This is a genomic window from Thiomicrorhabdus sp. zzn3 (assembly GCF_029767755.1).
In the GTDB taxonomy this organism is placed as follows: domain Bacteria; phylum Pseudomonadota; class Gammaproteobacteria; order Thiomicrospirales; family Thiomicrospiraceae; genus Thiomicrorhabdus.
Genome location: NZ_JARUQS010000003.1, coordinates 76,917 through 99,659 on the forward strand (window position 1 = coordinate 76,917; position 22,743 = coordinate 99,659).

The following is a 22,743-nucleotide window of genomic DNA, read 5'->3' on the forward strand; positions in this document are numbered from 1 at the left end:
AGTGCAAAAAATATGGACGAAAAAACAAGCAGGCCTGCTCAAAAGCACGCAATACTGCCGGAACCCCAAAAAGACTCCTCCGCGTGGCTGTTCTGGAAACTGCAGTGCCAGCTGGCCAAGATGACCCTGCGCCTGCAACATCTACGAATTGTGAAAGCTAACCGCGACCAGCAAAGCGATTAACCCCCTCTTTTTTCTTTACGCCTCCCTATCCTATAGGTTGTCCTTTTGCGCAAACCATTTGGCAAATACCAAAACCGCCGCTATACTAAGCGCCTTAATTCACATTGTCGGAGTGCCTAGACGAGGCTGAGATCGCGAAAGCGGGATCCGTAGAACCTGATCTGGATAATACCAGCGAAGGGAACAATCAGAACTGTTGTGAATGGATACGTGCTTTTCTTATCTAGAGAAAGTACTGCAAAATGCAGAGACTGCTAAAACCGGGTTTACCTTTTTACGTTTTTCTTTGTCTCGCATCATTGAAAAACGGAACAGGCCTGTTCGGTTTTTATTCGATCCATAGCAACCGCTCTTTCTCTACGAAAGTCTATTGCGCTTCGCCTTAATTCAATTTTTTGAAAAGGCAAAGCTATGAGTCAACCAACCCATATCACCCAATCCCTAAAACTATCCAAGAGTCGCCGTGAACGCCGTGCGGAAGCGGAAGCGTTTATCCAGAACGTCTCCGGACAATCTTTCCCCAATTCACAAAAAGTCTATGTTGACGGTGCAATTCACCCAATCAAAGTCGGGATGCGCGAAATCACCTTGAGCGACACCTATATTTCCGGCCCCGAAGACAATCCGCTCATGGAAAAAAACGAACCGGTCTGCGTTTACGATACCTCCGGCCCCTACACCGACCCGAATGTCAAAATCGACGTCTATACAGGCCTGCCAAGATTGCGCGCCAAGTGGATCGAAGCACGCGGCGACACCGAAATTCTGGATTCGGTGACGTCCAAATTCACTCAGGAGCGCCTGGCCAACCAAGGGTTGGATCATATTCGTTTCGAAAATCTTCCGCCGGTACGCCGCGCTAAAGCAGGCAACAACGTCACCCAGATGCACTATGCACGCCAAGGCATCATTACCCCGGAGATGGAATATATCGCTATTCGCGAAAATATGAAGCGTGCCGAAGTGCGCAGCGAAATGATCAAGCAGCAGCATCCCGGCGAATCCTTCGGCGCCAGCATTCCACAGGACATCACTCCGGAATTCGTGCGCGACGAGGTGGCCCGTGGCCGAGCGGTGATCCCTTGCAACATCAACCATCCAGAATCGGAACCGATGATCATCGGCCGTAATTTCCTGATTAAGGTCAATGCCAACATCGGTAACTCTTCAGTTGGTTCGTCCATTGCCGAAGAGGTCGAAAAACTGGTGTGGGCGACAAAATGGGGCGCGGATACGGTGATGGATCTCTCCACCGGGCGCAATATCCACGAAACCCGCGAATGGATTCTGCGCAACTCGCCGGTACCGATCGGCACCGTACCGATCTATCAGGCGTTGGAAAAAGTCAACGGCATCGCCGAAGACCTGACCTGGGAAATCTTCCGCGACACCCTGATCGAACAGGCCGAGCAAGGCGTGGACTACTTCACCATCCACGCCGGCGTACTGTTGCGTTATATCCCGATGACCGCCAAACGTGTTACCGGTATCGTCTCACGCGGCGGCTCGATTATGGCCAAATGGTGTCTGGCACACCATCAGGAAAACTTCCTCTACACCCACTTCGAGGAAATCTGCGAAATCATGAAAGCCTATGATGTCAGCTTCTCCCTGGGCGACGGTCTGCGTCCGGGTTCGATTGCCGACGCCAACGACGAAGCGCAATTTTCCGAACTGGAAACGCTGGGCGAACTGACGCAAATCGCCTGGAAACACGACGTCCAGGTGATTATCGAAGGCCCGGGACACATTCCGTTGCATATGATCAAGGAAAACGTCGACAAGCAATTACGTGAATGCGGCGAAGCGCCTTTCTATACGTTGGGGCCTTTGACCACCGACATTGCACCGGGTTACGACCACATCACCTCCGGCATCGGTGCCGCCAATATCGGCTGGTACGGGTGCGCCATGTTGTGCTATGTGACGCCGAAAGAGCACTTGGGGCTGCCGAACAAAGACGACGTCAAGGAAGGTTTGATGGCTTACAAAATCGCCGCTCACGCCGGTGACTTAGCCAAAGGCCACCCGGGCGCACAAATCCGCGACAACGCCCTGTCGAAAGCACGTTTTGAATTCCGCTGGGTCGACCAGTTCAATCTGGGATTGGATCCGGAACGTGCACGCGAATATCACGATGACACGATTCCGCAGGAATCCGGCAAGGTGGCGCACTTCTGCTCCATGTGCGGACCGAAATTCTGCTCGATGAAGATTTCCCAGGAGGTGCGCGACTACGCCGCCGAACAGGAAGCGGCCGCGCAAACAGGCCAAATCACCGAGATCACTCTGGAAGAGATCAAAGCAGGCATGAAACAGAAGTCGCAAGAGTTCATTGATGCCGGTAGCGAAATCTATCAGAAAGAAGCTTGAGATGAGCCATTTACGCATCGGCATTTTAGGGGCCGGACTGATCGGCCGTCTGATGGCACTGCAATTAAGCTCCGATTATGAAGTCACCCTGTTTGACAGCGATGAACAAGCGGCAACGCAGAGTCCGGCCTATCTGGCCGCGGCCATGCTCGCTCCTGTCGCCGAATCGGTAGAAACTTCGCCGACACTCATGCAGATGGGCCAGCGCAGTTTGCAACTGTGGCCGGAACTGTTGGCGCAACTCGATGAGCCGGTGTTTTTTCAGCAGGCCGGGTCGCTGATTTTGGCCTTTGAACAGGACTCGGCTCACCTTGTGGATTTTGCACGTCATCTCAAAGGCGATGAGGGCGAAGACTTTGTGCGCATCAATGCGGCGCGTCTGGCCGAACTGGAACCAGAGTTGGCGGCGCAATCCAAGCCGTTCAAACACCGGCTCTTTCTGCCGCACGAAGGTCAGCTCGACAACCGCCAGCTGTTGGCGGCTTTGGCGAGCACACTCAATGCACGCGGCGTGATCTGGCATGCACACACACCGGCAGAAATCCGCGAGGATCGGGTCTGGTCTAATGCAAAGCCATACGATTTCGATCGCATTATCGACTGTCGGGGTCTGGGCGCCAAAGCGCAGATTCCGGCCGGCCAGCGTTTACGCGGAGTTCGCGGCGAAGTCTTGCGCCTGTACGCGCCCGATGTCACTTTGAACAGGCCTGTGCGTTTAATGCATCCGCGTTATCCGCTCTATATTGCGCCCAAAGAAAACCACCATTTTGTGGTCGGCGCAACCCAGATCGAATCGGAGGACACGCGCCAACCGACGGTGCGTTCCGCTTTGGAACTGCTGTCGGCCTGTTTCAGCGTGCATAAAGGATTCGCCGAAGCGGAAATTATCCAGTTTGCCTCCGGTTTGCGCCCGGCTTTAGCGGACAACGAACCAAGGATTTGGGTGAAAGATCATCTGATCCAAATCAACGGCCTGTTTCGCCACGGCTACCTGCTGGCACCGGTGATAGTCGAGCAATGCGTTGCGCTGGTCAACGGTAAAGCCGAAGACCTGCCTAACTATCCGAACTTAATCGAAAAACTTTAATTAAGGATTAATTAGCCAAGGCCCGAAATTTTAGAAGTTTTATGTGCATATCCTTAAGGACGCTTTAAAAGCGTTTTTAAAATTTAAATTTTTTTCGGTTACTTTTTTGCGTGGCCAAAAAAGTAACCGAAAAAAGGCCACCCTGCTAAACGTTTTAGAGGGGCTTATTCCGAAATGCCGTGCAAACTTGTAAAAGTGCTTCGTATCTGTCTAAGTTAGAAAACAATATGAACATCACCCTCCATATCAACGACAACCCAATCGACGTGCCGCAAAACAGCACTTTGCTGGACGCAGTCACGGCATTCGGAGCACTACCTCCGTTTGCCCTTTTGTTGAACCAGAACTTTATCCCGGCCTCCGAACATGCCAGCACTGCCGTGCAGGAGAATGACCGCATCGAAATCATTTCCGCCATTCAGGGCGGGTGACCAGAGTTAATTAGGAAACGAACATGTCGAACACAAAACCTTTAAATATCTACGGCACCGAGCTTAACAGCCGTTTACTGATCGGCAGCGCCCTCTACCCGTCACCACAAGTGATGCAGGACTCGATCAGGCACTCCGGCGCGCAGGTAGTCACCTTATCCCTCAGTCGCCAAAACCCGCAAGCCAATGGTGGTGCCTCGTTTTGGGAGATGATCCAATCACTTGGGCTGCATCTGCTGCCGAACACCGCCGGTTGCCATTCAACCCAAGAAGCGGTCAATATGGCGAAAATGAGTCGCGAATTGTTCCAAACCGACTGGATCAAACTCGAACTGGTCGGCGACGATTACAATCTGCAGCCCGATCCTATTGAACTGGTCAAAGCTACCGAAATTCTGTTAAACGACGGTTTTAAGGTCCTTCCCTATTGCACGGATGACCTGGTGATCGCACGTCACCTGGTCGAACTGGGGTGCAAAGTCATTATGCCGTGGGGATCGCCGATTGGCACCGGCAAAGGACTGTTGAACCCTTATGCTTTGCAGGCCATCCGCGACCGCTTCCCGGAGATTACCCTGATTGTCGATTCCGGGATTGGCAAACCGTCGCACGCGATTCAGGCGATGGAGATGGGCGTGGATGCGATTCTGCTGAACACGGCCGTCGCCCACGCCCACGAACCGGTGAAGATGGCGCAGGCCTTCGCCAAAGCGATTGAGGCAGGACGTTTGGCGCATGAAGCCGGTCCGATGAACGAACGATCTACCGCAATCCCGAGCACCCCCACCCTGGACCAGCCTTTCTGGCATCAAATCAATTACGGATAACACGATGATCAATGAAACAAAGCGCCCTATTCTATGGACCATAGCCGGTTCGGATTGCAGCGGCGGTGCCGGGATTCAAGCAGACATCAAAACCGGCCATGCACTCGGCATGGAAGTCTGCACGCTGATCACCGCCAACACGGTACAAAATTCGCAGTGTCTGCTCAGTATCAATCCGACGCCGGTGTCGGTTTTGCAGCGACAGCTGGAAGTGTTACTCGAAGACAAACCGCCGATTGCAATCAAAATCGGTCTGCTTGCGAATAATGCCCAGCTGGACTGGCTCACGCAAACCCTGCAAACACTAAGGCAGCAGCTTCCGGAATTGATCGTGGTATGCGATCCGGTGATGAAAGCCAGTGTCGGCCAAAGCCTGATGGCCGAATCTCTAGCCAGTCTGATGTATGAAGAGTTGATTCAATTAGTCGACGTCATTACCCCTAACCATTGTGAAGCCGCGGGGCTGGCCAACGATTTCAGTGAAACCGCAAAGCCGTCAGAATGGGCCTCGGCAATACTAGAAAAAGGTTGCCCAGCCCTCCTCATCAGTGGCGGCCACGGCGACTCCGAACACACGGTCACCGACAAACTTTTCTGGAAAGAACAGTCTTTCTTCTTAAGCTCTCCAAAAGCTCAAACCGGCTACGGGCACGGCAGCGGCTGCACCTTATCCACCGCTCTGGCCTGCTTCATGGCGCAAGGGTATTTACCCCGCGATGCCTTTATTCAGGCCCAAGCCTTTATGAACAAAGCGTTTGCACTCTGCCCGCAAGAACCTGACTATTACGGCGCGCTCATACAACCCAGCTGGCCGGTAGAAAAACAGTTTTATCCACAGGTTATTCTCAATCCGGCATTAAACGCCATTGCAGAACAGGGGTTTCCAACTCTAGGCATAGAGCAGCTAGGCCTCTACCCGGTAGTTAACTCCGTCGAATGGCTGGCAAAACTGATGCCTTTAGGGTTAAAAATCATCCAATTGCGTTTGAAAAACCAAACTGAAACGGAATTGCGCGATTCCATTCAACAGGCAGTGGCGTTAGCCAAACACCACCCGCAATGCCGCCTGTTTATCAATGATTACTGGCAACTGGCAATCGAGTACGGCGCTTATGGTGTCCACCTGGGGCAGGAAGACCTACAATCCTTGTCGGCAGAAGAGCTTAAGTACCTTCAGCAATCCGGCCTTCGTCTGGGTATCAGCACGCACGGCGCTTACGAGTTTATGCTCGCGCAACAGGTCAACCCCAGTTACCTGGCGATCGGCGCAATCTTCCCAACACGCACCAAAGATATGAGTGGGCAAATCCAAGGAGTAGACAATTTACACCAGATCCTGAAATTAAGAAACGACGCCACACTTCCGATTGTGGCGATTGGTGGTATCACCCACGACAATGCCGCCGAAGTGATCGCCACCGGCGTCAACAGTATCGCCGTCGTCACCGCGATTACCGAAGCGAAAAACTATCAGGCCTCTGTAGATACTTTTAAAACCATGCTGCAGGTTTAACGGACACTGAACCACTATCAATTCGGCGGCATCCATTTAACAATGCAAACATAGCGTAATACGGCCTTTGTTATAATTAATGAAAGAGCCATCAAAACGCTATTCGCGTTTGACTACGGAGGCTGCCATGAAATGGCTGCTCAACACCTTTATTTTTGCCTGCACGCTATCGGTCCAGGTTGCATCAGCGCAGATGCCATCAAAAGTTGAGACGGTGGCTTCTCAAGCATCTTCTGCGTGGCAACCAAAAATGGTGGAACAACTTCTGCAAGCCATCGAGCATGCCGATGAGGAAGGCCTCAATCCAGACAATCCCCGCTATCATAGAATTCAAATAGAAGCTTTAAAAGACGCTGACACCTTAACGCCCGATAACGCAGCACAATTAAACCAAGCGTTCATGTCTCTGGCGCATGATCTTTTTTATGGCTTTGCTTACGAGAGTGAAGCCAACTCGATTTACTATGAAAACGGCAAAAAGTCGCTAAATCTGTCTTCCATCCTAAACACGGCTCTGCAACAGGCTAATATCCAAGATACCCTAAACCAGCTCATAGCGCGCCATCCCTATTATCAAAACCTCAAAAAAGCGCTGACACATTACCGCAACCTCGCAGAACAAGGAGGCTGGAATACGGAACCGGAAAGTTATCAAGACTTGAATCAGGTACGCCAACGCTTAATGATTACGGGCGACTATCCGAGTACACCCCCTGAAGAATGCCAAGACTCCTCTACGGCATCTAACGAAGCCATAGAGAGTTGGTGCTGGGAACTCTCCCCCGAAGATGACTTGGAACTGGAAAAGGCGATTAAACATTTCCAACGGCGTCACCATTTGACGGTGGACGGCATTGTCGGCAAACGCACCCGAAACGCTCTAGCTGAAAGTATCGAGCAGAAAATCGCTCTGATCAAAATCAACCTTGAACGCTGGCGCTGGTATCACGCATTGCCTGAACGCTATGTAATGGTGAACATTCCGGGCTATTGCCTGAAGTTAGTACAGAAAAACCGTCCGGATTTAAATATGAAAGTGGTCGTCGGCCAAGAAAAACGCCCCACACCGATGATGGAAGACAGCATGCGCTATCTCGTACTTAACCCCTATTGGCGCATTCCCAAAACCATTTTGGTTGAAGACATTCTCCCGAAACTTAAAAAGGATCCTGAATATTTAAAGCGAAATAAAATCTCTCTCTTTCGGCAGACGGATGCAGATGAACGCCATTTATTAAATCCGGATTCAGTGGATTGGCAATCGCAAACGCAAAAAAGCGTGCTGGCCTACAAATTCCGCCAAGAGCCGGGGGAACTTAATCCACTGGGCACCATCAAGTTTATGTTCCCGAACAGTGAGGATATCTACATTCATGACACGTCGGCTCAGCATCTTTTTAAATACAGATCACTGATGTACAGTTCAGGGTGTATCCGCGCAGAAAAACCCTATCAGCTTGCCCATCAAATCTTAGACTACGAAGACGCTGAGATCAGCCTACCAAACCTGAGTGAGCGAATCGTAACTGGGCAACGTGAGGTCATTTGGCTCACACAGCCTGTGCCCGTTTTCCTTACCTATCAAACGGCTTGGGCAGATAAAAACGGCGAACTCCATCTTCACAAAGACATTTATCAATACGATGATAAGCTGCTGTCACTCTTAAATAAACTTGAAAAACCGCGTTAAGATGACTATGTTAAAAGTGAACGTACAAAGGGTGAAAATATGAAAATGTCCTGGAATCCACCTTCAACAATGAATCGCAGAAGCTTCCTGAAACTCGGAGCGGCGGGAACCATGGCGGCGACCATGACACCAACATCCGTCTTTGCGAACTCGATTGAAGAACGTCACCGTTCAATTTCACTTTATAACCTACATACCGGCGAATCCATTCGCACCACCTACTGGGAAGAAGGCATCTACCATGCCGAAGCTTTGCAGGAATTGAACCATCTGTTACGTGATCACCGAACCAATGAGATGCATGTAATTGACAGCGAGCTTTTCGACCTGCTGCACCGAATTCACCAACATAGTGGGAAAAAACAGCCGTTTCACGTGATCTCCGGCTACCGTTCTCCCAAAACCAACGCCATGCTCAACCGAACCACGAATGGCGTGGCGAAAAAAAGTCTACATATGGAAGGTAAAGCGATTGACATCCGCTTGCCTGGTTTTGAACTTCAAAACCTCAGAAAAATCGCTATGAAAGAACAAGTGGGGGGCGTGGGCTTTTATCCGAAATCTAACTTTGTTCATGTAGATACCGGTCGGGTACGCTACTGGTAACCTATAGAAATAGGGAGAACAGCGTCAGATTCAATCCTCTTTGAAAGGAATTGCCATGACTTCCGAAACATCTGAAGTAAAAGTATGGGACTTGGCTGTTCGCATTTTTCACTGGTCTTTGGCAAGCTTATTCTTCTTCTCTTATTTCACCGGCGATGATGACAGTACCCTGCATGTCTATTCGGGTTATGCCATTATAGGCTTGATCGCTTTTCGAGCGATCTGGGGAATCATCGGAACGCGTTATGCCCGCTTTAACAACTTCATTTATGGTCTTGATAAGACCAAAGAATACACACTTTCTTTATTAAAGTTCCACCCTAAGCATTACATTGGGCATAACCCGCTCGGTGGCTGGATGATCTTCGCTTTGCTGATTTCCCTGAGTCTAACATCGTGGAGTGGTTTAGAGGCCTATGGTTCCAAAGGCTATGGTCCTTTAGCCACCAGCACAGAGTTAAACCGCCAGCAATCCTTTATCTCCAATGCTTTTGCGGATGACGATGAAGCGCATGATGCAGAAAGGCATGAGCATGATGGTGACGAATTCTGGGAAGAGGTGCATGAATTTTTTGCTAACTTTACCCTCTTCCTGGTGATCGTTCACCTCGCAGGCGTGCTTGTATCCAGTCTGTTACACGGAGAAAATCTCATTCAAGCCATGATCACCGGTAGGAAAAAACAACCCTAGGGCTAGCGCGTTTTTTCCCTCCAATTAGGCTTAGGCGACCGCATTCCCCAATCGTTGGCGATAGCGCTGTGCCATCTCCGGATCGTTTGGCGCCAACATATTCACCACGCTGACAATCATTTCGCGTGCAGCCCCTTCCTTGTACTCGGGGTTCTGATCGAAAATCGCAAACAGGCTTTCCAACGCGCCAGCATAATCGTATTCGGAAACCAAACAGATCGCCAAGTCAAAGTAAGCATCAAAATCCAGTGGATCCTGATCCAATCTGGCGAGTAATGCCGTTTTGCCATCCGTGTTATTGGCTAACTCCTTAAAGGTAATATTACCGATCAAGGCTCGACCGGTTTCGCTCTCTTTGTCTTTATCCGGCAATCGGTTAAACAGCGATTTTGCCTGTTCTAACTCGCCAATATCCAGCATGACCTGCACCATATCCATCGCCACTCGCGTATTGCTCGGATCTTTTTGAATCGCCTCGGTCAACAGGGTAATCGCTCCCGCAATATCTCCGGCCAGATGTTTCTCTCGCGCCTGCTCACGCATGTCGTCCGATTCACGGTAGACACCAAAATCTCTCAACATGGCCGTTAACTCATCCAGTTGCATCAGCCCTTCTTCCGTGCGCACCACTTCGGTATCTTTAAACACTTTTAGCGTAGGAAGATTCGTCACAGCGTACTGTTCAGTGAGTTCGGGCTGTTCATCAATATCGACTTTAGCAAAAATAAACTGCCCTGCGAACTCATGAGCTAACTCAGTCAGCGAGTTTTCCAGTGCAATACACGGCCCGGAGTACACCCCCATAAACTCGACCACAACCGGAAGTTTATAGGAGTTCATCAACACCAGGTCATTGAAATTTTTAGCATTTACCTCAAAAACATAAGCGTTTGCTTGGCTCACCGTTTTACCCTTACCTTTCTTTATATGAGCGCCCATTATATAGGCCGCCTAAAAACAGATAATAACGATTTGTTAGTGTGTGAATAAGCATTCGTTAATGTTTGCAGTCATCACCGAACACGTTGAATCTTCATGCAGTTAAGCTATCGACCGTTAAAAACGTCACACTGACAACATAGATCAGCAAGAGCGCCACACTTTCCAGACCAATATTACCCGGGCCGTGACGCTGCCGGTAAATCAATCCCATCAACAGAATACCGGTCATCACCAAAGAGATGGACAGCCAGAAAACTTCTGTACTGGAAATAGCCGAATAGATCGAGCCGGAGGTATAGGCAATATCGGAAACGGAGATAAACAGGGTATCAAACGCATTGCCGCCGATAATATCCCCCACCGCCAAATTCAATGCCCCCATTCGCACTGCGGTCACCGCCACGACCAGCTCCGGAATGGAAGTCGACACCGCGGTAAACACGCCACCGACAATACCATGCGACAGACCGGATTTATCGATCAAAGGGACGGCCAGCTCGGCTAACGCCCATCCTGATCCGGCCACAATCGCTGAATAGCCGATAAATCGCAGCCACAACCTTAGTAAATGTTTTTTACCTTTATTTTTATGCTCTGCAGGTTCTTTAGGGGTATCCCGGGTTTTTCTCGGTAACCACATAGGCATTTCATGCGTTTTTGCCAGAAGCTGAATACCAAAAATGTACACGCCGAACAGCATCAGCGTCGCCGGATGAATCGTAAACCAGGTAAATTCAGGTATGGCCATCGCTAGCACATGAATACCGAGCAGAGTGATTAAAAATGCCGACATAAACAGATTTTCCGCAGAAGCCGCGGCATGTTCCAGGTTGGCTCGGCGGTAGGCAATATCGGCGATCGCCAGAAAAGTTGTTTGTGCAGCAATTCCCCCTAAGCCATTACTCACCGCCAGTTCAGGATAACCGGAAGCGGCCGCGGAAACGGAGGTGGTAATACCGGATAGAGACGTCGAAGCACCAATAAACAAGGCCCCCATAAGCGCTTCGCCAATTCCGGTTTCGTGAGCCAAGTCACGAGCTGTATGCGTCATCTTGATCCCAAACCACGCGATGACCGCTGCAACGCAGGCAAACAAAAGAGATAAAACAGGCAGTGACCATTCTAGTGGGTTCATCAAACGAACTCCGAATAGAGACAAGTGATTGACTTAAATTCTAACAGACCGCAAACACATGCAAAGTAAAACCCCATTAGCAGGGTAACCAGGCTCCAAAATAAAAAAACCAGCCTCAAGTCGCTTTTGGCTGGTTTTAAAACAAAAAGGTCCGCTTGAGCTTACGCGTTTTCAGCTGACTTTTTCTGCCTTTTTTCCGCTCGCGGCTTGAGAATCAATTCACTTAAAATAAGCAGGCCTGCTCCGATGCTGATGGCAATGTCCGCAACATTAAAAGTCGCGTAATGCCACAGCCCGATATAGAAATCGATAAAATCGGTCACGCGGCCTTCCAAGACCCGGTCGATCACGTTACCGATGGCACCGCCCAAAACCAGATTGATGCCCACGGTTTCCGTATTGATTCGATTCGGCAACTTCTTCAGCCAAAACCAAAGAATAGCACTGACTCCCACTGCCAGAGCGGTAAAGAACCAACGCTGCCACCCGCCCATATCGGCCAGGAAGCTAAACGCCGCACCGTGGTTATAAGCCAGTGTCCAGTTCAGGTGTGGCAGCACCGCCACCGGTTCACCCAATGCCAGTACACTGACGGCCCACACTTTCGTCAGCTGGTCGATAACAATCACCAGCAACGCCAGCCACAGCGTTTTGATCGCGGTTGAATTTGTTTCTTTCATCATTTCGGTTCTATGCGTAATGGCGGGTTTCACCGTCACCGGCCACGTTGTCAACGCAACGCTGGCACAACTCTGGGTGCTCGGCATTCTGCCCGACCTCTTCACGGTGATGCCAGCAGCGAGCACACTTCGGTTTTTCCGTCGCACCGGCCTCAATCCACAGACCAGCCATTTCCGATTCCACCGCCTGGTCGGATTTTTCGCTCAACGGTTTCACAACGGCATAAGAAGTAATCAGAACAAAACGCAATTCATCTTCCAACGCGGCAATCGCATCCAGCAAACCGTCTTCACAATACAAGGTCACTTCGGCGGTCAGTGAGCCTTTAATCACCTTGTCATTACGCAGCTGCTCCAACTGTTTAGACACCGCCGAACGCACTTCCATCATCTGCGCCCAGTATGCCGAATTCATCTGTGTTGATTCATCCAACTCGGTTAAGCCTTGATGCCATTCCGCCATAAACACAGTAGGCGTACGCTCGCCCGGCAAGGCCTTCCAGATTTCTTCGGCGGTAAAGCTCAGAATCGGTGCCATCCAACGGGTTAAGGCTTCCACAATATGGTACAAGGCCGTCTGCGCCGAACGACGAGGCAGACCATCCGCTTGGCAGGTGTACTGGCGGTCTTTGATCACATCCAGATAGAATGAGCCCAGCTCCACCGAACAGAAATGGGTCACCGCCTGTGAAATTGCGTGGAAATTATAGGATTCATAGGATTCGACAATCTCTTTCTGCAATTTAGCGGCATGGCCGATCGCCCATTTATCCAATGGCAACAAGTCATCATAGGTCACCGCATCGGTGGCTGGATTAAAGCCGTTGATATTAGCCAACAGGAAACGCGCGGTGTTACGGATACGGCGGTAGGCGTCCGCGGTACGGCTGATGATTTCGTCGGACACCGTCATCTCATAACGGTAATCCGCTTGCGCAATCCAGAGACGCAAAATGTCGGCACCATACTTGTTGGCAATCTCTTGCGGAGAGACCACATTACCTTTGGATTTGGACATCTTCTTACCGTCTTTATCGACGGTGAAGCCGTGAGTCAATACCTGCTTGTACGGCGCCTTGTCACCGGTGGCCAGTGCGGTCAACAGCGAAGACTGGAACCAGCCGCGGTGCTGGTCGGAACCTTCCAGATACAGATCCGCCGGTGAATGCAACTCGTCGCGCTGATCCAATACCGTATAGTGCGAAATCCCCGAATCGAACCAGACATCCAGAATGTCGGTGACCTGTTCGTAGTCGTCAGCCTCGTCACCCAATAGGCTCTTCGGATCCAGGTCGTACCACGCGTCGATCGAATTCTGTTCGACCCGTTTCGCAACCTCTTCCATCAATTCAACGGTTCGCGGATGCATCTCACCGGTTACCTTATGAACGAAAATCGTGATCGGCACCCCCCAGAAACGCTGACGCGAGATACACCAATCCGGACGTCCGTCAACCATGCCTTCGATGCGGTTTTGCCCCCACTCAGGAATCCACTGTACCTGCTTGATTTCATCCAGTGCTTTTTGGCGCAACCCCCCTTCAGTCATGGAGATGAACCACTGTGGCGTGGCACGGAAGATCAACGGCGTTTTGGTACGCCAGCAGTGCGGATAGCTGTGCTCGATCACTTCGATGTGCACCAGCGCTTTATGCTCCTTAAGCACTTCGATCACATGATCGTCCACTTTTAAGACATTTTCACCTTCAAACAGCGGGGTTCCGGCCACATAGTTACCCGCGCCGTCCACCGGACAATCCACTTCCAGGTCGTACTTCAAACCAACCTGGAAATCCTCCACCCCGTGACCCGGCGCGGTGTGTACGCAGCCGGTACCGGCTTCGGTGGTAACGTGATCTCCCAGAATCAACGGCACAATGCGATCATAAAACGGATGCTGCAAGCGGATCAGATCAAACTGATCTCCGCGCCCGTAGGCGATCACGCGATAATGTTCAAAGCCCCACTTGTCCATGGAATCTTTAATCATCGCTTCCGCCAAAAAGAGACGCTCGGGACCGTGCTCACCGTCAACCTGCACCACGGCGTATTCCAGCTCAGGGTTGATCGATACCGCTTGGTTGGCCGGCAAGGTCCAAGGCGTGGTCGTCCAGATCACCACCGATAGTGGGCCTTCACCGGTATGATCTTCCACATGATGACAACGCTGGAAGAAGGCCTCTTCGTCGACGACTTTGAAACGCACATCAATCGACTTGGAACGTTTGTTTTCGTATTCCACTTCCGCTTCCGCCAAGGCTGAGCGTCCCCCCACTGACCAATAGACCGGCTTGGTGCCTTTGATCAAGTGGCCGTTTTCAATGATCTTCGCCAGCGCGCGAATTTCATTGGCTTCAAATGTAAAATCTTTGGTCAGATACGGATTTTTCCAATCGGCCATTACCCCCAAACGCTGAAAATCGGCCATCTGTCCATCAACTTGCTTCTGAGCGTAATCTCGACAGGCCTGTCTGAAATCGGTCGCATTGATCTTCTGCCCAACCTTGCCTTTTTTCTTCTCAACATTCAGTTCAATCGGCAAACCGTGACAGTCCCAGCCCGGCACAAACGGCGCATCAAACCCGCTCAAACCTTTGGATTTGACGATCATATCCTTGAGCACCTTATTCACCGCATGACCGATGTGAATGTGACCGTTGGCATACGGAGGCCCGTCGTGCAAAATGAATTTCGGACGCCCGGCCATGTGTTCACGCACGGTTTCGTACAGCGACTGCTGCTGCCACTCGTCCACCTGCTTAGGTTCACGATTCGGCAAATTACCGCGCATTGGAAAGTCGGTTTCGGGAAGATTCAAGGTCGATTTATAGTCTGTCATGCTTTCGCTCACATTCACTCTCTCGGTTCACTGTTCAACGCGTCTTATGCGCGCAGTGAAAATTCAAAACGGTTAAATCATCTTTCAGCAGGTAGGACAATTTTGACACTACCTCCACATTGAATGCAAAGTCTGTTTCAATGCGTTTTAAAATACGTTCTCGCCTCTTCGGCGTCTTTTTCAATCTGTTTAATCAAACTGGGCAGGCCGTCAAATTTCATTTCAGGGCGAATATAGTGTTCCAAGCGCACATCCACATGCCGCCCGTAGAGATCGCCATGCCAATCAAACAAATGCACTTCGATCGATGGCCGATGGCCATTCACCGTCGGCCTCACTCCAACATTGGCCACTCCCGGCCACGGATTTTCGGCTATGCCATCCACTGTCACCGCAAACACGCCACTGACCGGCATCTGCAATCTTTTGGGATTCAGGTTCAGGGTTGGAAACCCAATCTGGCGTCCTAATTTCTGCCCATGAATCACGCGGCCATTAAAGGTAAAAGGCGCCCCCAATAAGGCCTCGGCCTCCTGCAAATCGGGTTTGGCCAAGGCGGCACGAATCCGCGTGCTGCTGACGCGCGCTCCAGCCACAGTGAATGTGGGGCGATCACTCACACTAAACCCTTTCCATTTCCCCTGCTGCTGCAGATAGGCGTAATTGCCCAAGCGCTGTTTACCAAAGCGGAAATCGTCCCCGACCACCAAGTGTTTGACACTCAATTTACCCAGCAAAATGTCATTCACAAACTGCTCGGCGGTCAACTCGGCAAACTCACGGTCAAAGCGCATACAAAGCACATAATCGATCTCCGTATGCTGCAACGCCTGCAGTTTTTCACGCAAGTTCATCAACCTCACCGGTGCCTTTTGCGGGGCAAAAAACTCAATTGGCAGAGGCTCAAACAGCATCACCATGCTCGGCAGGCCACGATCATGCGCTTGAGAGACCACGGCATTAAGAATCTGCTGGTGCCCCATATGCACACCATCGAAATTACCAATGGTCAACACACAACCTTGCGCCAGCCGTGTCTTGATCGATTCCAAATTGTGCAAGCCACGAATCAAACGCATGTTTCAGAAAACTTCCGCTTCTTTTTCAAGGGGCTGTTAACCCTAAATAAACAGGTCAAAACAAGCCGCAAATTATAACGTAATTTAGCACCATACACCTGTTTAACTTTATGTCTCCATTTAAAAAACTACACCAATAAACCGACCAGGCCTGATCGGTTTAACCGCGTGTTTTTTTAAGCACACGCACCGGATTCATTCCGGTAGCCATTAACGCCAAGCCATACAGAACCACCGCACCAAATACCAACCCGGCCAACCATCCGATACGTTGCCAGACATCAAAAACCAACCACTCACTCAATGCTGGCGATAGCCATAGCAGAAACGCCGCCAAAACCGTATTCGCCAGCATCACCTGCAAGGCCAGTTTGCCCCAACCCGCCAACGGCGTAAACACCTGCTGCTTGCGCAAATACCAATAAAGCAGTCCGGCGTTGACAAAGGCGGAGATCGTCGTCGCCGCCGCCAGGCCAACATGAGCAAAGGGTCCGATCAAAATCAGATTCATCACCGTATTCACCACCAGCGCGACCACGGCCACCTTAACCGGCGTTTTCATGTCCTTACGCGAATAAAACGCCGGTGCCAGAATTTTCACCAGAATAAAGCCCAGCAGACCGAAGGAATAGGCCATCAAGCTGGCGCCGGACATAGCGACATCGTGATCGGTAAACGCGCCGTAATGAAACAGCGAAACGATCAACGGTTGCGCCAATAACAGCAAGCCCAACGTGGCCGGCAACCCAATAATCAGAACCAGACGCAACGCGGAATCCAAATCTTGCTGAAACCCGTGCCAGTTTTCATTCGCCGCCTTTTTGGAGAGCCCTGGTAACACCACCGTTGCCAATGCCACCCCGAACACCCCTAACGGGAACTCCATTAAGCGATCTGAATAGTAGAGCCAGGAAACCGAACCGGTCACCAGAAACGACGCCAACACCGTGTCAATCAGCAGGTTAATCTGCGCCACCGACACCCCAAACAAGGCCGGTAGCATTAACCGTTTGACTTCTCCCACCCCGGGATCGGACTCACGCGATGGGTGAGGTAACAGCCCCAATTTGTACAAAAACGGCAGATGAAACAGCAACTGCACGACTCCGGCCACCAGGACCCCCCACGCCAATGCCATCACCGGCACTTCCAGCAGGGGCGAGACCCAAACCGCGAAGCTAATGAGTACCAGATTCAAGAACACCGGGGTAAAGGCCGGCACCGCAAAGCGGTTATAGGTATTCATAATCGCCGACGACAGCGCCACCAAGGAGATCAGCATCAGATACGGAAAGGTGATGGAGAGCATGTCGGAAGCAAGGGCAAATTTCTCCGGCTCATCCAAAAAACCGGGGGCAAACACCAGCATCCACAATGAAGAACCAAACACCCCGAACGCCGTCAGCAGAAGTAAAATCCCGCCCAGACGGAAGCTGATTGCATTCACCAGATGCTTGACCGCCTGCTGCCCGCGTTTCTCTTTGGCTTCCGCCAGCACGGGTACAAACGCCTGGGAAAAGGCACCTTCGGCAAACAGACGGCGGAAAAAGTTCGGAATTTTAAACGCGACAAAAAACGCGTCCGCGCCCATGCTTGCCCCAAAGTAGCGGGCAATAATCACATCGCGCACAAAACCTAAAATGCGCGAAATCATGGTCATGCCGCCCACCGTAGCCGTGGCTTTAATAATGCGTTTCAAGTCCGTTTTCTTCCGTCGTTTACGTCTCTAGGCGTTACCGCCGTTTAAATTGCCTCAATTGTACCAAAGCCGACCGGCCGCATGCTTGAATGCAACTTATTTTCATCGACCCATATAAATCAAACAGGCCTGTTCCGTTTTATGTGGCTGATTAAGCAATGATTACGGCAGAGATTTACGCCTTTTCAAGTCCCCTGCAATATGCCAAGATGATTACCATGCACAGCATTCGGCATTCATCACAAAGGAGCGGCTATGAAAGCAGCGCAACTGTTTGTTCACTGTCTGGAAAATGAAGGCGTCGAGTATATTTTTGGCATTCCGGGAGAAGAAAATCTCGACCTGATGGACGCCCTGCTGGACAGTAAGATCCAGTTTATCCTTACCCGCCATGAACAGGGCGCCGCCTTTATGGCCGATGTTTATGGACGCTTAACCGGCCGCGCCGGCGTCTGTCTGTCCACCCTGGGACCGGGGGCCACCAATCTGGTCACCGGCGTCGCCGACGCCAATATGGATCGCGCTCCGGTCGTGGCGATTGCCGGCCAAGCAGAGACTAACCGCCTGCATAAAGAGAGCCATCAGGTACTGGATCTGGTCAACCTGTTTGAACCGATCACCAAATACAGCACGCAAATTCTGACGCCCGACATCATTCCGGAAGTGATTCGCAAGGCATTCAAAGTGGCACAAAGCGAAAAACCCGGTTGCTGTTTTATCGATTTTCCGGAAAACCTCGCGGCCATGGAAGTAGACAAACGTCCGCTTAAACAACAAAGTCCGCTGCCGCCGCAGCCCAATGCGTTTAAAGTTCAGCAGGCAGCGGACATCATCAGCGAAGCCGAATACCCGATTATTATCGCCGGCAACGGCGTGGTGCGCTCCCAGGCTAGCGAAGCGCTGGAAGAATTTGCCTCCAAACTCAATATTCCGGTAGCCACCACTTTTATGGCCAAAGGCGTGCTTTCCTGCGCGCACGAACTGTCACTCGGCACCGTCGGCTTGCAAGCGCACGACTATATTTCCTGCGGCATCGACCGTGCCGACGTGGTGATCTGTGTCGGCTACGACATTGTGGAATACCATCCGCATCTGTGGAATCACAACCCCGACTGCAAACTCATTCACATTGACAGTCAAGCGGCTGAAGTGGACGAACACTACATTGTTGAAGCCGGACTGATCGCGGATATCGGTGAATCTCTCAACCAGATTGCGGCGATCAGCAAACGCCACCAGAGCGCCAATTATCAATCCTTAAAGTCCCACATCGACGCCCATCTCTCGGCGCACCAGGACGACAGCAGTTTTCCGTTAAAACCGCAGAAAATCCTGCACGACCTGCGCACGGCGCTTCAGCCGGAAGACATTGTAATCTCCGATGTCGGCGCGCATAAAATGTGGGTGGCTCGCCTCTATCAAACACTGGCGCCCAATACCTGTATTATTTCCAACGGCTTCGCCTCGATGGGAATTGCCCTGCCCGGGGCGATTGCTGCCAAGCTTGCCAAGCCCGCTCAAACCGCCGTGGCAGTCAGCGGTGACGCCGGATTTTTAATGAACCTGCAGGAGCTGGAAACGGCAGTACGCCTGAACATTCCATTGATTATTCTGATCTGGAACGACTCTGAATACGGCCTGATCAAATGGAAACAGATGAATCAGTTTGGACGTGAAAGCCACATTCGCTTCACCAACCCGGACTTCATCAAACTCGCCGATGCGTTCGGAGCCAAAGGCTACCGTATTGAATCGGCCGATGCGCTGCTGCCGACATTGCAACAGGCGATAAAAGATAATTGTGTCGTATTAATCGATTGCCCGGTGGACTACTCGGAGAACCTCAAACTCACCGAAGAGCTCGGACAGCTGGTGTGCCCGACTTAAAAGAGCGGATGACCGTCTGAAACGCAACAGGCCTGCTTAAAACGTTGCGTCTTTAAGCACTTTTGCTTTATAGATAAAGGTGCCAAACGGAATCAGTGAGGCTAAAAAGCCAATAAAGCCTTTCATTTCGGAAACATGGCCTTTGAAGACATGGTAAAACAGTACAGCATTAAAGGCCAAAAACAATCCCCCATGCGCACGCCCCACCCAGCTTACCGCTTCGGGCATACCGTATTGGTACTTCAACGGCATTGCTACACACAACAGCAATAATAACGAACTGCCTTCCAACAGCGCCATAAAACGTAAAAATGCCATTCCATTTCCTTTTTTATGAGTCCTTTGCATGCGTGGGACTCTTTATTAAACGCCAGATACAAAAAAACCGGAATTCAATCCGGTTTTTTTCTGAATTTTATTCGCTATTTCGTCTCTAAACCTGTTCGATTCGCGGCGGAAAATGTGAGTTTACAATTTGTAAACGTCCATTTTCCAACAAAGAAGCATACGGTTTAGGAACGAAATCGCAATAAAATTAAGCCATCGCTTTGATGCGAGCGTTGATACGGCTCTTAGTACGCGCAGCTTTGTTTTTAGTAATGATGCCCTTGCGTGCCATACCGTCCAACTTAGATTGCGCTGCACGGAACAACTCGTTTGCTTTCGCTTGATCGCCACCATCGATTTCAGCCAATACTTTCTTGATTGAGGTACGCATTGCTGAACGCAGTGCGGCGTTATGCTGGCGGTGTTTCTCGGCTTGGCGTGCGCGCTTTGCAGCTTGTGCTGAATTTGCCATGGTATATTCTCCAATTGTTTTTACGTGTTAACGATCCGTAGACCTATGGAATTCCAAATCATTAACAATTAACACAACATTGCCCTATGCGTACACAGTGACAATGACGATTTACCCTGTTCTCTACGGGAAGGCGGAATTATCCACAATTTCAAGCCCTTGGTCAAGAATAGTTTTACCCGTCACATTATTCCAATCAAAACGTTCGCAGAGTTTGGAACGTCAATTTTCAGCAAGCCTGATCACAAATTGAAAAGTAAGGCTTGTTATTCAAAATCAAGGCAAGTTTCGGGGACGAGACTTGTCAGCATATTCATAAATCGAACGTTTTGCTTGAGTTCAAGGCACTTTGGTGCGACGTGTACACTCGAGTACACGAGCCAAAACTTAACGCAGAGATTGGATAAAAAACCGCTTTTATTCGCGATGGTAGGGGTGGTTGTTGATCACCGACCACGCCCGATAAACCTGCTCGGCGACCAAGATACGCACCATGGGATGTGGCAGGGTGAGTTTAGAAAGGCCCCACTTCCATTGCGCCTGCTGTAAAATCGACGCATCCAATCCATCCGGGCCGCCGACAATCAAGGCAATGTCCTGACCACTGCCGAGCCACTCTTCCATTTTATCGGCCAACTGAACCGTCGTGACCTGCTGACCATGCTGATCCAGCACAACCAGGCGCGCACCTTTAGGTACGGCCGCCAGAATCCGCTTGGCTTCTTCGGCTTTGTTCTGTTCAACCGAACTGGTTTTGCCACGTTGCGCCATCGGCAGTTCGATCAAGTTCAAACTGCACGCTTTAGGCAGGCGCTTGGCGTATTCGGCATAGCCTTCCTGCACCCACTTGGGCATCTTCTGACCGACGGTAATAAAGTGAATAATCAAAACAGGCTTCCAAATTCTAATACTGAGCTTAAGCCGTCAATACAAAATGATTAACGGACTGACACACTTATTTTAAAGGTCGCTCTTAATATTCTTTTTCATATTCAAAAACACATGTAGCGCCCTTGTTACTTTTTTGGTGGCCCAAAAAAGTAACCAAAAAAAGCCACCCTGCTAAAAGGTTCTATGACGCTAGGCTTGTGCGCTCAAGGTTGCGAACTTGCACGCAAACGTGCTTCGAACAACGCAGCCTTTTAAACGCGCCCTTCGCCAACCGCCAGAACGAACCTTTTAGAAGGGGATTATTACGAAATACCGAAAGCAGTCTTACTCTTCCGAATTAGCCGTGGATTTAATATCCCACAGTTTTTCCAGCGCATAATGCGCGCGTGCCGCTTCGGTCATGACGTGAACAATCGCATCGCCCAAATCAACCAACACCCAATCCGGCTGTGGCCCGGCTTCGACCCCTAGCGGAGGAAACCCGGCGTCTTTAAACGCCTGAGCAACCGCGTTTCCGGTTGAGCGCACATGCGTGGTTGAAGTACCCGTCGCCACCACCATCAAATCGGCAAAGCTGCTCACGCCGGCCACATCAATGACCTGAATGTCACGCGCCTTGCTGTCTTCCAGAGTTTCGACAATTAAATTTTGTTTCTCTTCCAGTTCCATAAAGTCGTTTTCTTTCCTTGTTATGAGTTAATCCAGGCGACAGGTTTTCCGTTTTGAGGAGGCCTGGACTTTTGTTAACGGATATTTTTCACTCATCTCGATAAAGATGATGCTTCTCGATATAACGTATTACTTTCGCCGGCATCAAATAATCCACCGGCCACCCTTGCTGCAGATAACTGCGAACCGCCGTCGAACTCAAATCCAGTTGCGTCACCGGCACATCCACAATCTGCCCGCTTGGCTGAGTAAACCGTTTAACATGGTGCGCACTCAAAATCTGCCCCGCTTCACAATACAACGGTACCGCCTCTCCCGGACGATGCGTCACCGCAATATTGGCCAGTTCTAAAATGCGTTGCCACTGATGCCAGGTATGAAACTTGGCAAAGGCATCACTGCCCATAATCAGTACCAGCCCTTTATCCGGAAATCGCTGTTTGAGTTCGGCAAGGGTCTCCACCATATAGGAGGGACCGCCACGGTCGATTTCAATCGTATCCAGACAAAAGCGCGGTTGCGGCGCAATCGCCAGCTCAATCATCTCGCAGCGCTGCTGTGCCGATACCGTCGGCTGACCGCGATGCACCGGCTGATAGCAAGGGACAAAACGCACCTGCTCCAGGTTCAAACGCTCCATCACTTCCAACGCCGGGCGCAGATGGCCGAAATGAATCGGATCAAAGGTGCCGCCGTTAATGCCGATGAGTTGCAGAGCCATG

The 22,743-nt window shown here is 50.7% G+C and carries 21 protein-coding genes and 1 riboswitch; of the genes, 10 read left to right on the plus strand and 11 right to left on the minus strand.

Translation table 11 applies throughout. The features are described 5' to 3' along the window. Nucleotides 1-12: 12 nt before the first annotated feature. The 9 genes from QCB44_RS10200 (at nucleotide 13) to QCB44_RS10240 (ending at nucleotide 9,401) form a co-directional block, all read left to right on the plus strand. Nucleotides 13-183 (plus strand): hypothetical protein, encoded by a 171-nt coding sequence (locus tag QCB44_RS10200; protein WP_279409854.1) that lies wholly within the window; start codon nucleotides 13-15, stop codon nucleotides 181-183. A 98-nt stretch (nucleotides 184-281) separates the two neighbouring features. Continuing rightward, a riboswitch (TPP riboswitch) is annotated at nucleotides 282-383 on the plus strand. 211 nt (nucleotides 384-594) lie between these two features. Continuing rightward, entirely contained in the window at nucleotides 595-2,556 is a 1,962-nt protein-coding gene (thiC, locus tag QCB44_RS10205; RefSeq protein ID WP_279409855.1) for a phosphomethylpyrimidine synthase ThiC, read from the plus strand. A gap of 1 nt (nucleotide 2,557) precedes the next feature. Continuing rightward, on the plus strand, nucleotides 2,558-3,643 hold the full coding sequence (thiO, locus tag QCB44_RS10210; RefSeq protein WP_279409856.1) for a glycine oxidase ThiO: 1,086 nt from the start codon (nucleotides 2,558-2,560) through the stop codon (nucleotides 3,641-3,643). Between the two features lie 227 nt (nucleotides 3,644-3,870). Then, complete coding sequence (gene thiS / locus QCB44_RS10215) at nucleotides 3,871-4,074, plus strand: sulfur carrier protein ThiS (protein WP_279409857.1); 204 nt, start codon at nucleotides 3,871-3,873, stop codon at nucleotides 4,072-4,074. A gap of 23 nt (nucleotides 4,075-4,097) precedes the next feature. Then, entirely contained in the window at nucleotides 4,098-4,901 is an 804-nt protein-coding gene (locus QCB44_RS10220) for a thiazole synthase (protein WP_279409858.1), read from the plus strand. 4 nt (nucleotides 4,902-4,905) lie between these two features. Next, nucleotides 4,906-6,414, plus strand: a complete 1,509-nt coding sequence (gene thiE / locus QCB44_RS10225; protein ID WP_279409859.1) for a thiamine phosphate synthase — start codon at nucleotides 4,906-4,908, stop codon at nucleotides 6,412-6,414. Between the two features lie 127 nt (nucleotides 6,415-6,541). Beyond that, nucleotides 6,542-8,104, plus strand: coding sequence for a L,D-transpeptidase family protein (locus QCB44_RS10230; RefSeq protein WP_279409860.1), 1,563 nt, complete (start codon nucleotides 6,542-6,544; stop codon nucleotides 8,102-8,104). Nucleotides 8,105-8,143: 39 nt separating this feature from the next. After that, on the plus strand, nucleotides 8,144-8,710 hold the full coding sequence (locus QCB44_RS10235; RefSeq protein ID WP_279409861.1) for a YcbK family protein: 567 nt from the start codon (nucleotides 8,144-8,146) through the stop codon (nucleotides 8,708-8,710). Between the two features lie 55 nt (nucleotides 8,711-8,765). Next, entirely contained in the window at nucleotides 8,766-9,401 is a 636-nt protein-coding gene (locus QCB44_RS10240; protein WP_279409862.1) for a cytochrome b/b6 domain-containing protein, read from the plus strand. A gap of 30 nt (nucleotides 9,402-9,431) precedes the next feature. On the opposite strand, the gene QCB44_RS10245 is transcribed toward QCB44_RS10240, so the two are convergent. The 6 genes from QCB44_RS10245 to murJ all read right to left on the minus strand — a co-directional run bounded on the left by QCB44_RS10245 (nucleotide 9,432) and on the right by murJ (nucleotide 17,775). Continuing rightward, a complete protein-coding gene (locus QCB44_RS10245) occupies nucleotides 9,432-10,304 on the minus strand; it encodes a tetratricopeptide repeat protein (protein WP_279409863.1) in 873 nt (290 codons plus the stop codon). A gap of 130 nt (nucleotides 10,305-10,434) precedes the next feature. Then, nucleotides 10,435-11,478 (minus strand): sodium:calcium antiporter, encoded by a 1,044-nt coding sequence (locus tag QCB44_RS10250; RefSeq protein ID WP_279409864.1) that lies wholly within the window; start codon nucleotides 11,476-11,478, stop codon nucleotides 10,435-10,437. Nucleotides 11,479-11,639: 161 nt separating this feature from the next. Further along, complete coding sequence (lspA, locus tag QCB44_RS10255; protein ID WP_279409975.1) at nucleotides 11,640-12,158, minus strand: signal peptidase II; 519 nt, start codon at nucleotides 12,156-12,158, stop codon at nucleotides 11,640-11,642. 10 nt (nucleotides 12,159-12,168) lie between these two features. After that, nucleotides 12,169-14,997, minus strand: coding sequence for an isoleucine--tRNA ligase (gene ileS, locus QCB44_RS10260; protein WP_279409865.1), 2,829 nt, complete (start codon nucleotides 14,995-14,997; stop codon nucleotides 12,169-12,171). 137 nt (nucleotides 14,998-15,134) lie between these two features. Then, nucleotides 15,135-16,076: a bifunctional riboflavin kinase/FAD synthetase gene (gene ribF, locus QCB44_RS10265; protein ID WP_279409866.1), complete on the minus strand. Its 942-nt coding sequence runs from the start codon at nucleotides 16,074-16,076 to the stop codon at nucleotides 15,135-15,137. A 160-nt stretch (nucleotides 16,077-16,236) separates the two neighbouring features. Next, a complete protein-coding gene (murJ, locus tag QCB44_RS10270; RefSeq protein WP_279409867.1) occupies nucleotides 16,237-17,775 on the minus strand; it encodes a murein biosynthesis integral membrane protein MurJ in 1,539 nt (512 codons plus the stop codon). A 255-nt stretch (nucleotides 17,776-18,030) separates the two neighbouring features. On the opposite strand from murJ, the gene QCB44_RS10275 reads away from it, so the two are divergent. Then, nucleotides 18,031-19,662 (plus strand): acetolactate synthase large subunit, encoded by a 1,632-nt coding sequence (locus tag QCB44_RS10275; protein ID WP_279409868.1) that lies wholly within the window; start codon nucleotides 18,031-18,033, stop codon nucleotides 19,660-19,662. 36 nt (nucleotides 19,663-19,698) lie between these two features. On the opposite strand, the gene QCB44_RS10280 is transcribed toward QCB44_RS10275, so the two are convergent. The 5 genes from QCB44_RS10280 to nadD all read right to left on the minus strand — a co-directional run bounded on the left by QCB44_RS10280 (nucleotide 19,699) and on the right by nadD (nucleotide 22,742). Next, nucleotides 19,699-19,980, minus strand: a complete 282-nt coding sequence (locus tag QCB44_RS10280) for a DUF3817 domain-containing protein (protein WP_279409869.1) — start codon at nucleotides 19,978-19,980, stop codon at nucleotides 19,699-19,701. A gap of 217 nt (nucleotides 19,981-20,197) precedes the next feature. Then, nucleotides 20,198-20,461 carry a 30S ribosomal protein S20 gene (gene rpsT / locus QCB44_RS10285; RefSeq protein WP_279409870.1) on the minus strand — a complete coding sequence of 88 codons (264 nt, stop codon included), beginning with the start codon at nucleotides 20,459-20,461 and terminating at the stop codon, nucleotides 20,198-20,200. A 417-nt stretch (nucleotides 20,462-20,878) separates the two neighbouring features. Further along, a complete protein-coding gene (gene rlmH / locus QCB44_RS10290; protein ID WP_279409871.1) occupies nucleotides 20,879-21,349 on the minus strand; it encodes a 23S rRNA (pseudouridine(1915)-N(3))-methyltransferase RlmH in 471 nt (156 codons plus the stop codon). Between the two features lie 327 nt (nucleotides 21,350-21,676). Further along, the gene (gene rsfS, locus QCB44_RS10295; protein WP_279409872.1) at nucleotides 21,677-22,021 is read right to left on the minus strand and encodes a ribosome silencing factor; all 345 of its coding nucleotides are present in this window, start codon (nucleotides 22,019-22,021) and stop codon (nucleotides 21,677-21,679) included. Between the two features lie 88 nt (nucleotides 22,022-22,109). Then, complete coding sequence (gene nadD, locus QCB44_RS10300; protein ID WP_279409873.1) at nucleotides 22,110-22,742, minus strand: nicotinate-nucleotide adenylyltransferase; 633 nt, start codon at nucleotides 22,740-22,742, stop codon at nucleotides 22,110-22,112. Between the last annotated feature and the right edge of the window lies 1 nt (nucleotide 22,743).

Bases quoted from the DNA above. Each gene is read 5' to 3' on its own strand.
- QCB44_RS10200 (WP_279409854.1), top strand. From the start codon at position 13: ATGGACGAAAAAACAAGCAGGCCTGCTCAAAAGCACGCAATACTGCCG.
- thiC (WP_279409855.1), top strand. From the start codon at position 595: ATGAGTCAACCAACCCATATCACCCAATCCCTAAAACTATCCAAGAGT.
- thiO (WP_279409856.1), top strand. From the start codon at position 2,558: ATGAGCCATTTACGCATCGGCATTTTAGGGGCCGGACTGATCGGCCGT.
- thiS (WP_279409857.1), top strand. From the start codon at position 3,871: ATGAACATCACCCTCCATATCAACGACAACCCAATCGACGTGCCGCAA.
- QCB44_RS10220 (WP_279409858.1), top strand. From the start codon at position 4,098: ATGTCGAACACAAAACCTTTAAATATCTACGGCACCGAGCTTAACAGC.
- thiE (WP_279409859.1), top strand. From the start codon at position 4,906: ATGATCAATGAAACAAAGCGCCCTATTCTATGGACCATAGCCGGTTCG.
- QCB44_RS10230 (WP_279409860.1), top strand. From the start codon at position 6,542: ATGAAATGGCTGCTCAACACCTTTATTTTTGCCTGCACGCTATCGGTC.
- QCB44_RS10235 (WP_279409861.1), top strand. From the start codon at position 8,144: ATGAAAATGTCCTGGAATCCACCTTCAACAATGAATCGCAGAAGCTTC.
- QCB44_RS10240 (WP_279409862.1), top strand. From the start codon at position 8,766: ATGACTTCCGAAACATCTGAAGTAAAAGTATGGGACTTGGCTGTTCGC.
- QCB44_RS10250 (WP_279409864.1), bottom strand. From the start codon at position 11,478: ATGAACCCACTAGAATGGTCACTGCCTGTTTTATCTCTTTTGTTTGCC.
- lspA (WP_279409975.1), bottom strand. From the start codon at position 12,158: ATGAAAGAAACAAATTCAACCGCGATCAAAACGCTGTGGCTGGCGTTG.
- ileS (WP_279409865.1), bottom strand. From the start codon at position 14,997: ATGACAGACTATAAATCGACCTTGAATCTTCCCGAAACCGACTTTCCA.
- ribF (WP_279409866.1), bottom strand. From the start codon at position 16,076: ATGCGTTTGATTCGTGGCTTGCACAATTTGGAATCGATCAAGACACGG.
- QCB44_RS10275 (WP_279409868.1), top strand. From the start codon at position 18,031: ATGAAAGCAGCGCAACTGTTTGTTCACTGTCTGGAAAATGAAGGCGTC.
- QCB44_RS10280 (WP_279409869.1), bottom strand. From the start codon at position 19,980: ATGGCATTTTTACGTTTTATGGCGCTGTTGGAAGGCAGTTCGTTATTA.
- rpsT (WP_279409870.1), bottom strand. From the start codon at position 20,461: ATGGCAAATTCAGCACAAGCTGCAAAGCGCGCACGCCAAGCCGAGAAA.
- rsfS (WP_279409872.1), bottom strand. From the start codon at position 22,021: ATGGAACTGGAAGAGAAACAAAATTTAATTGTCGAAACTCTGGAAGAC.
- nadD (WP_279409873.1), bottom strand. From the start codon at position 22,742: ATGGCTCTGCAACTCATCGGCATTAACGGCGGCACCTTTGATCCGATT.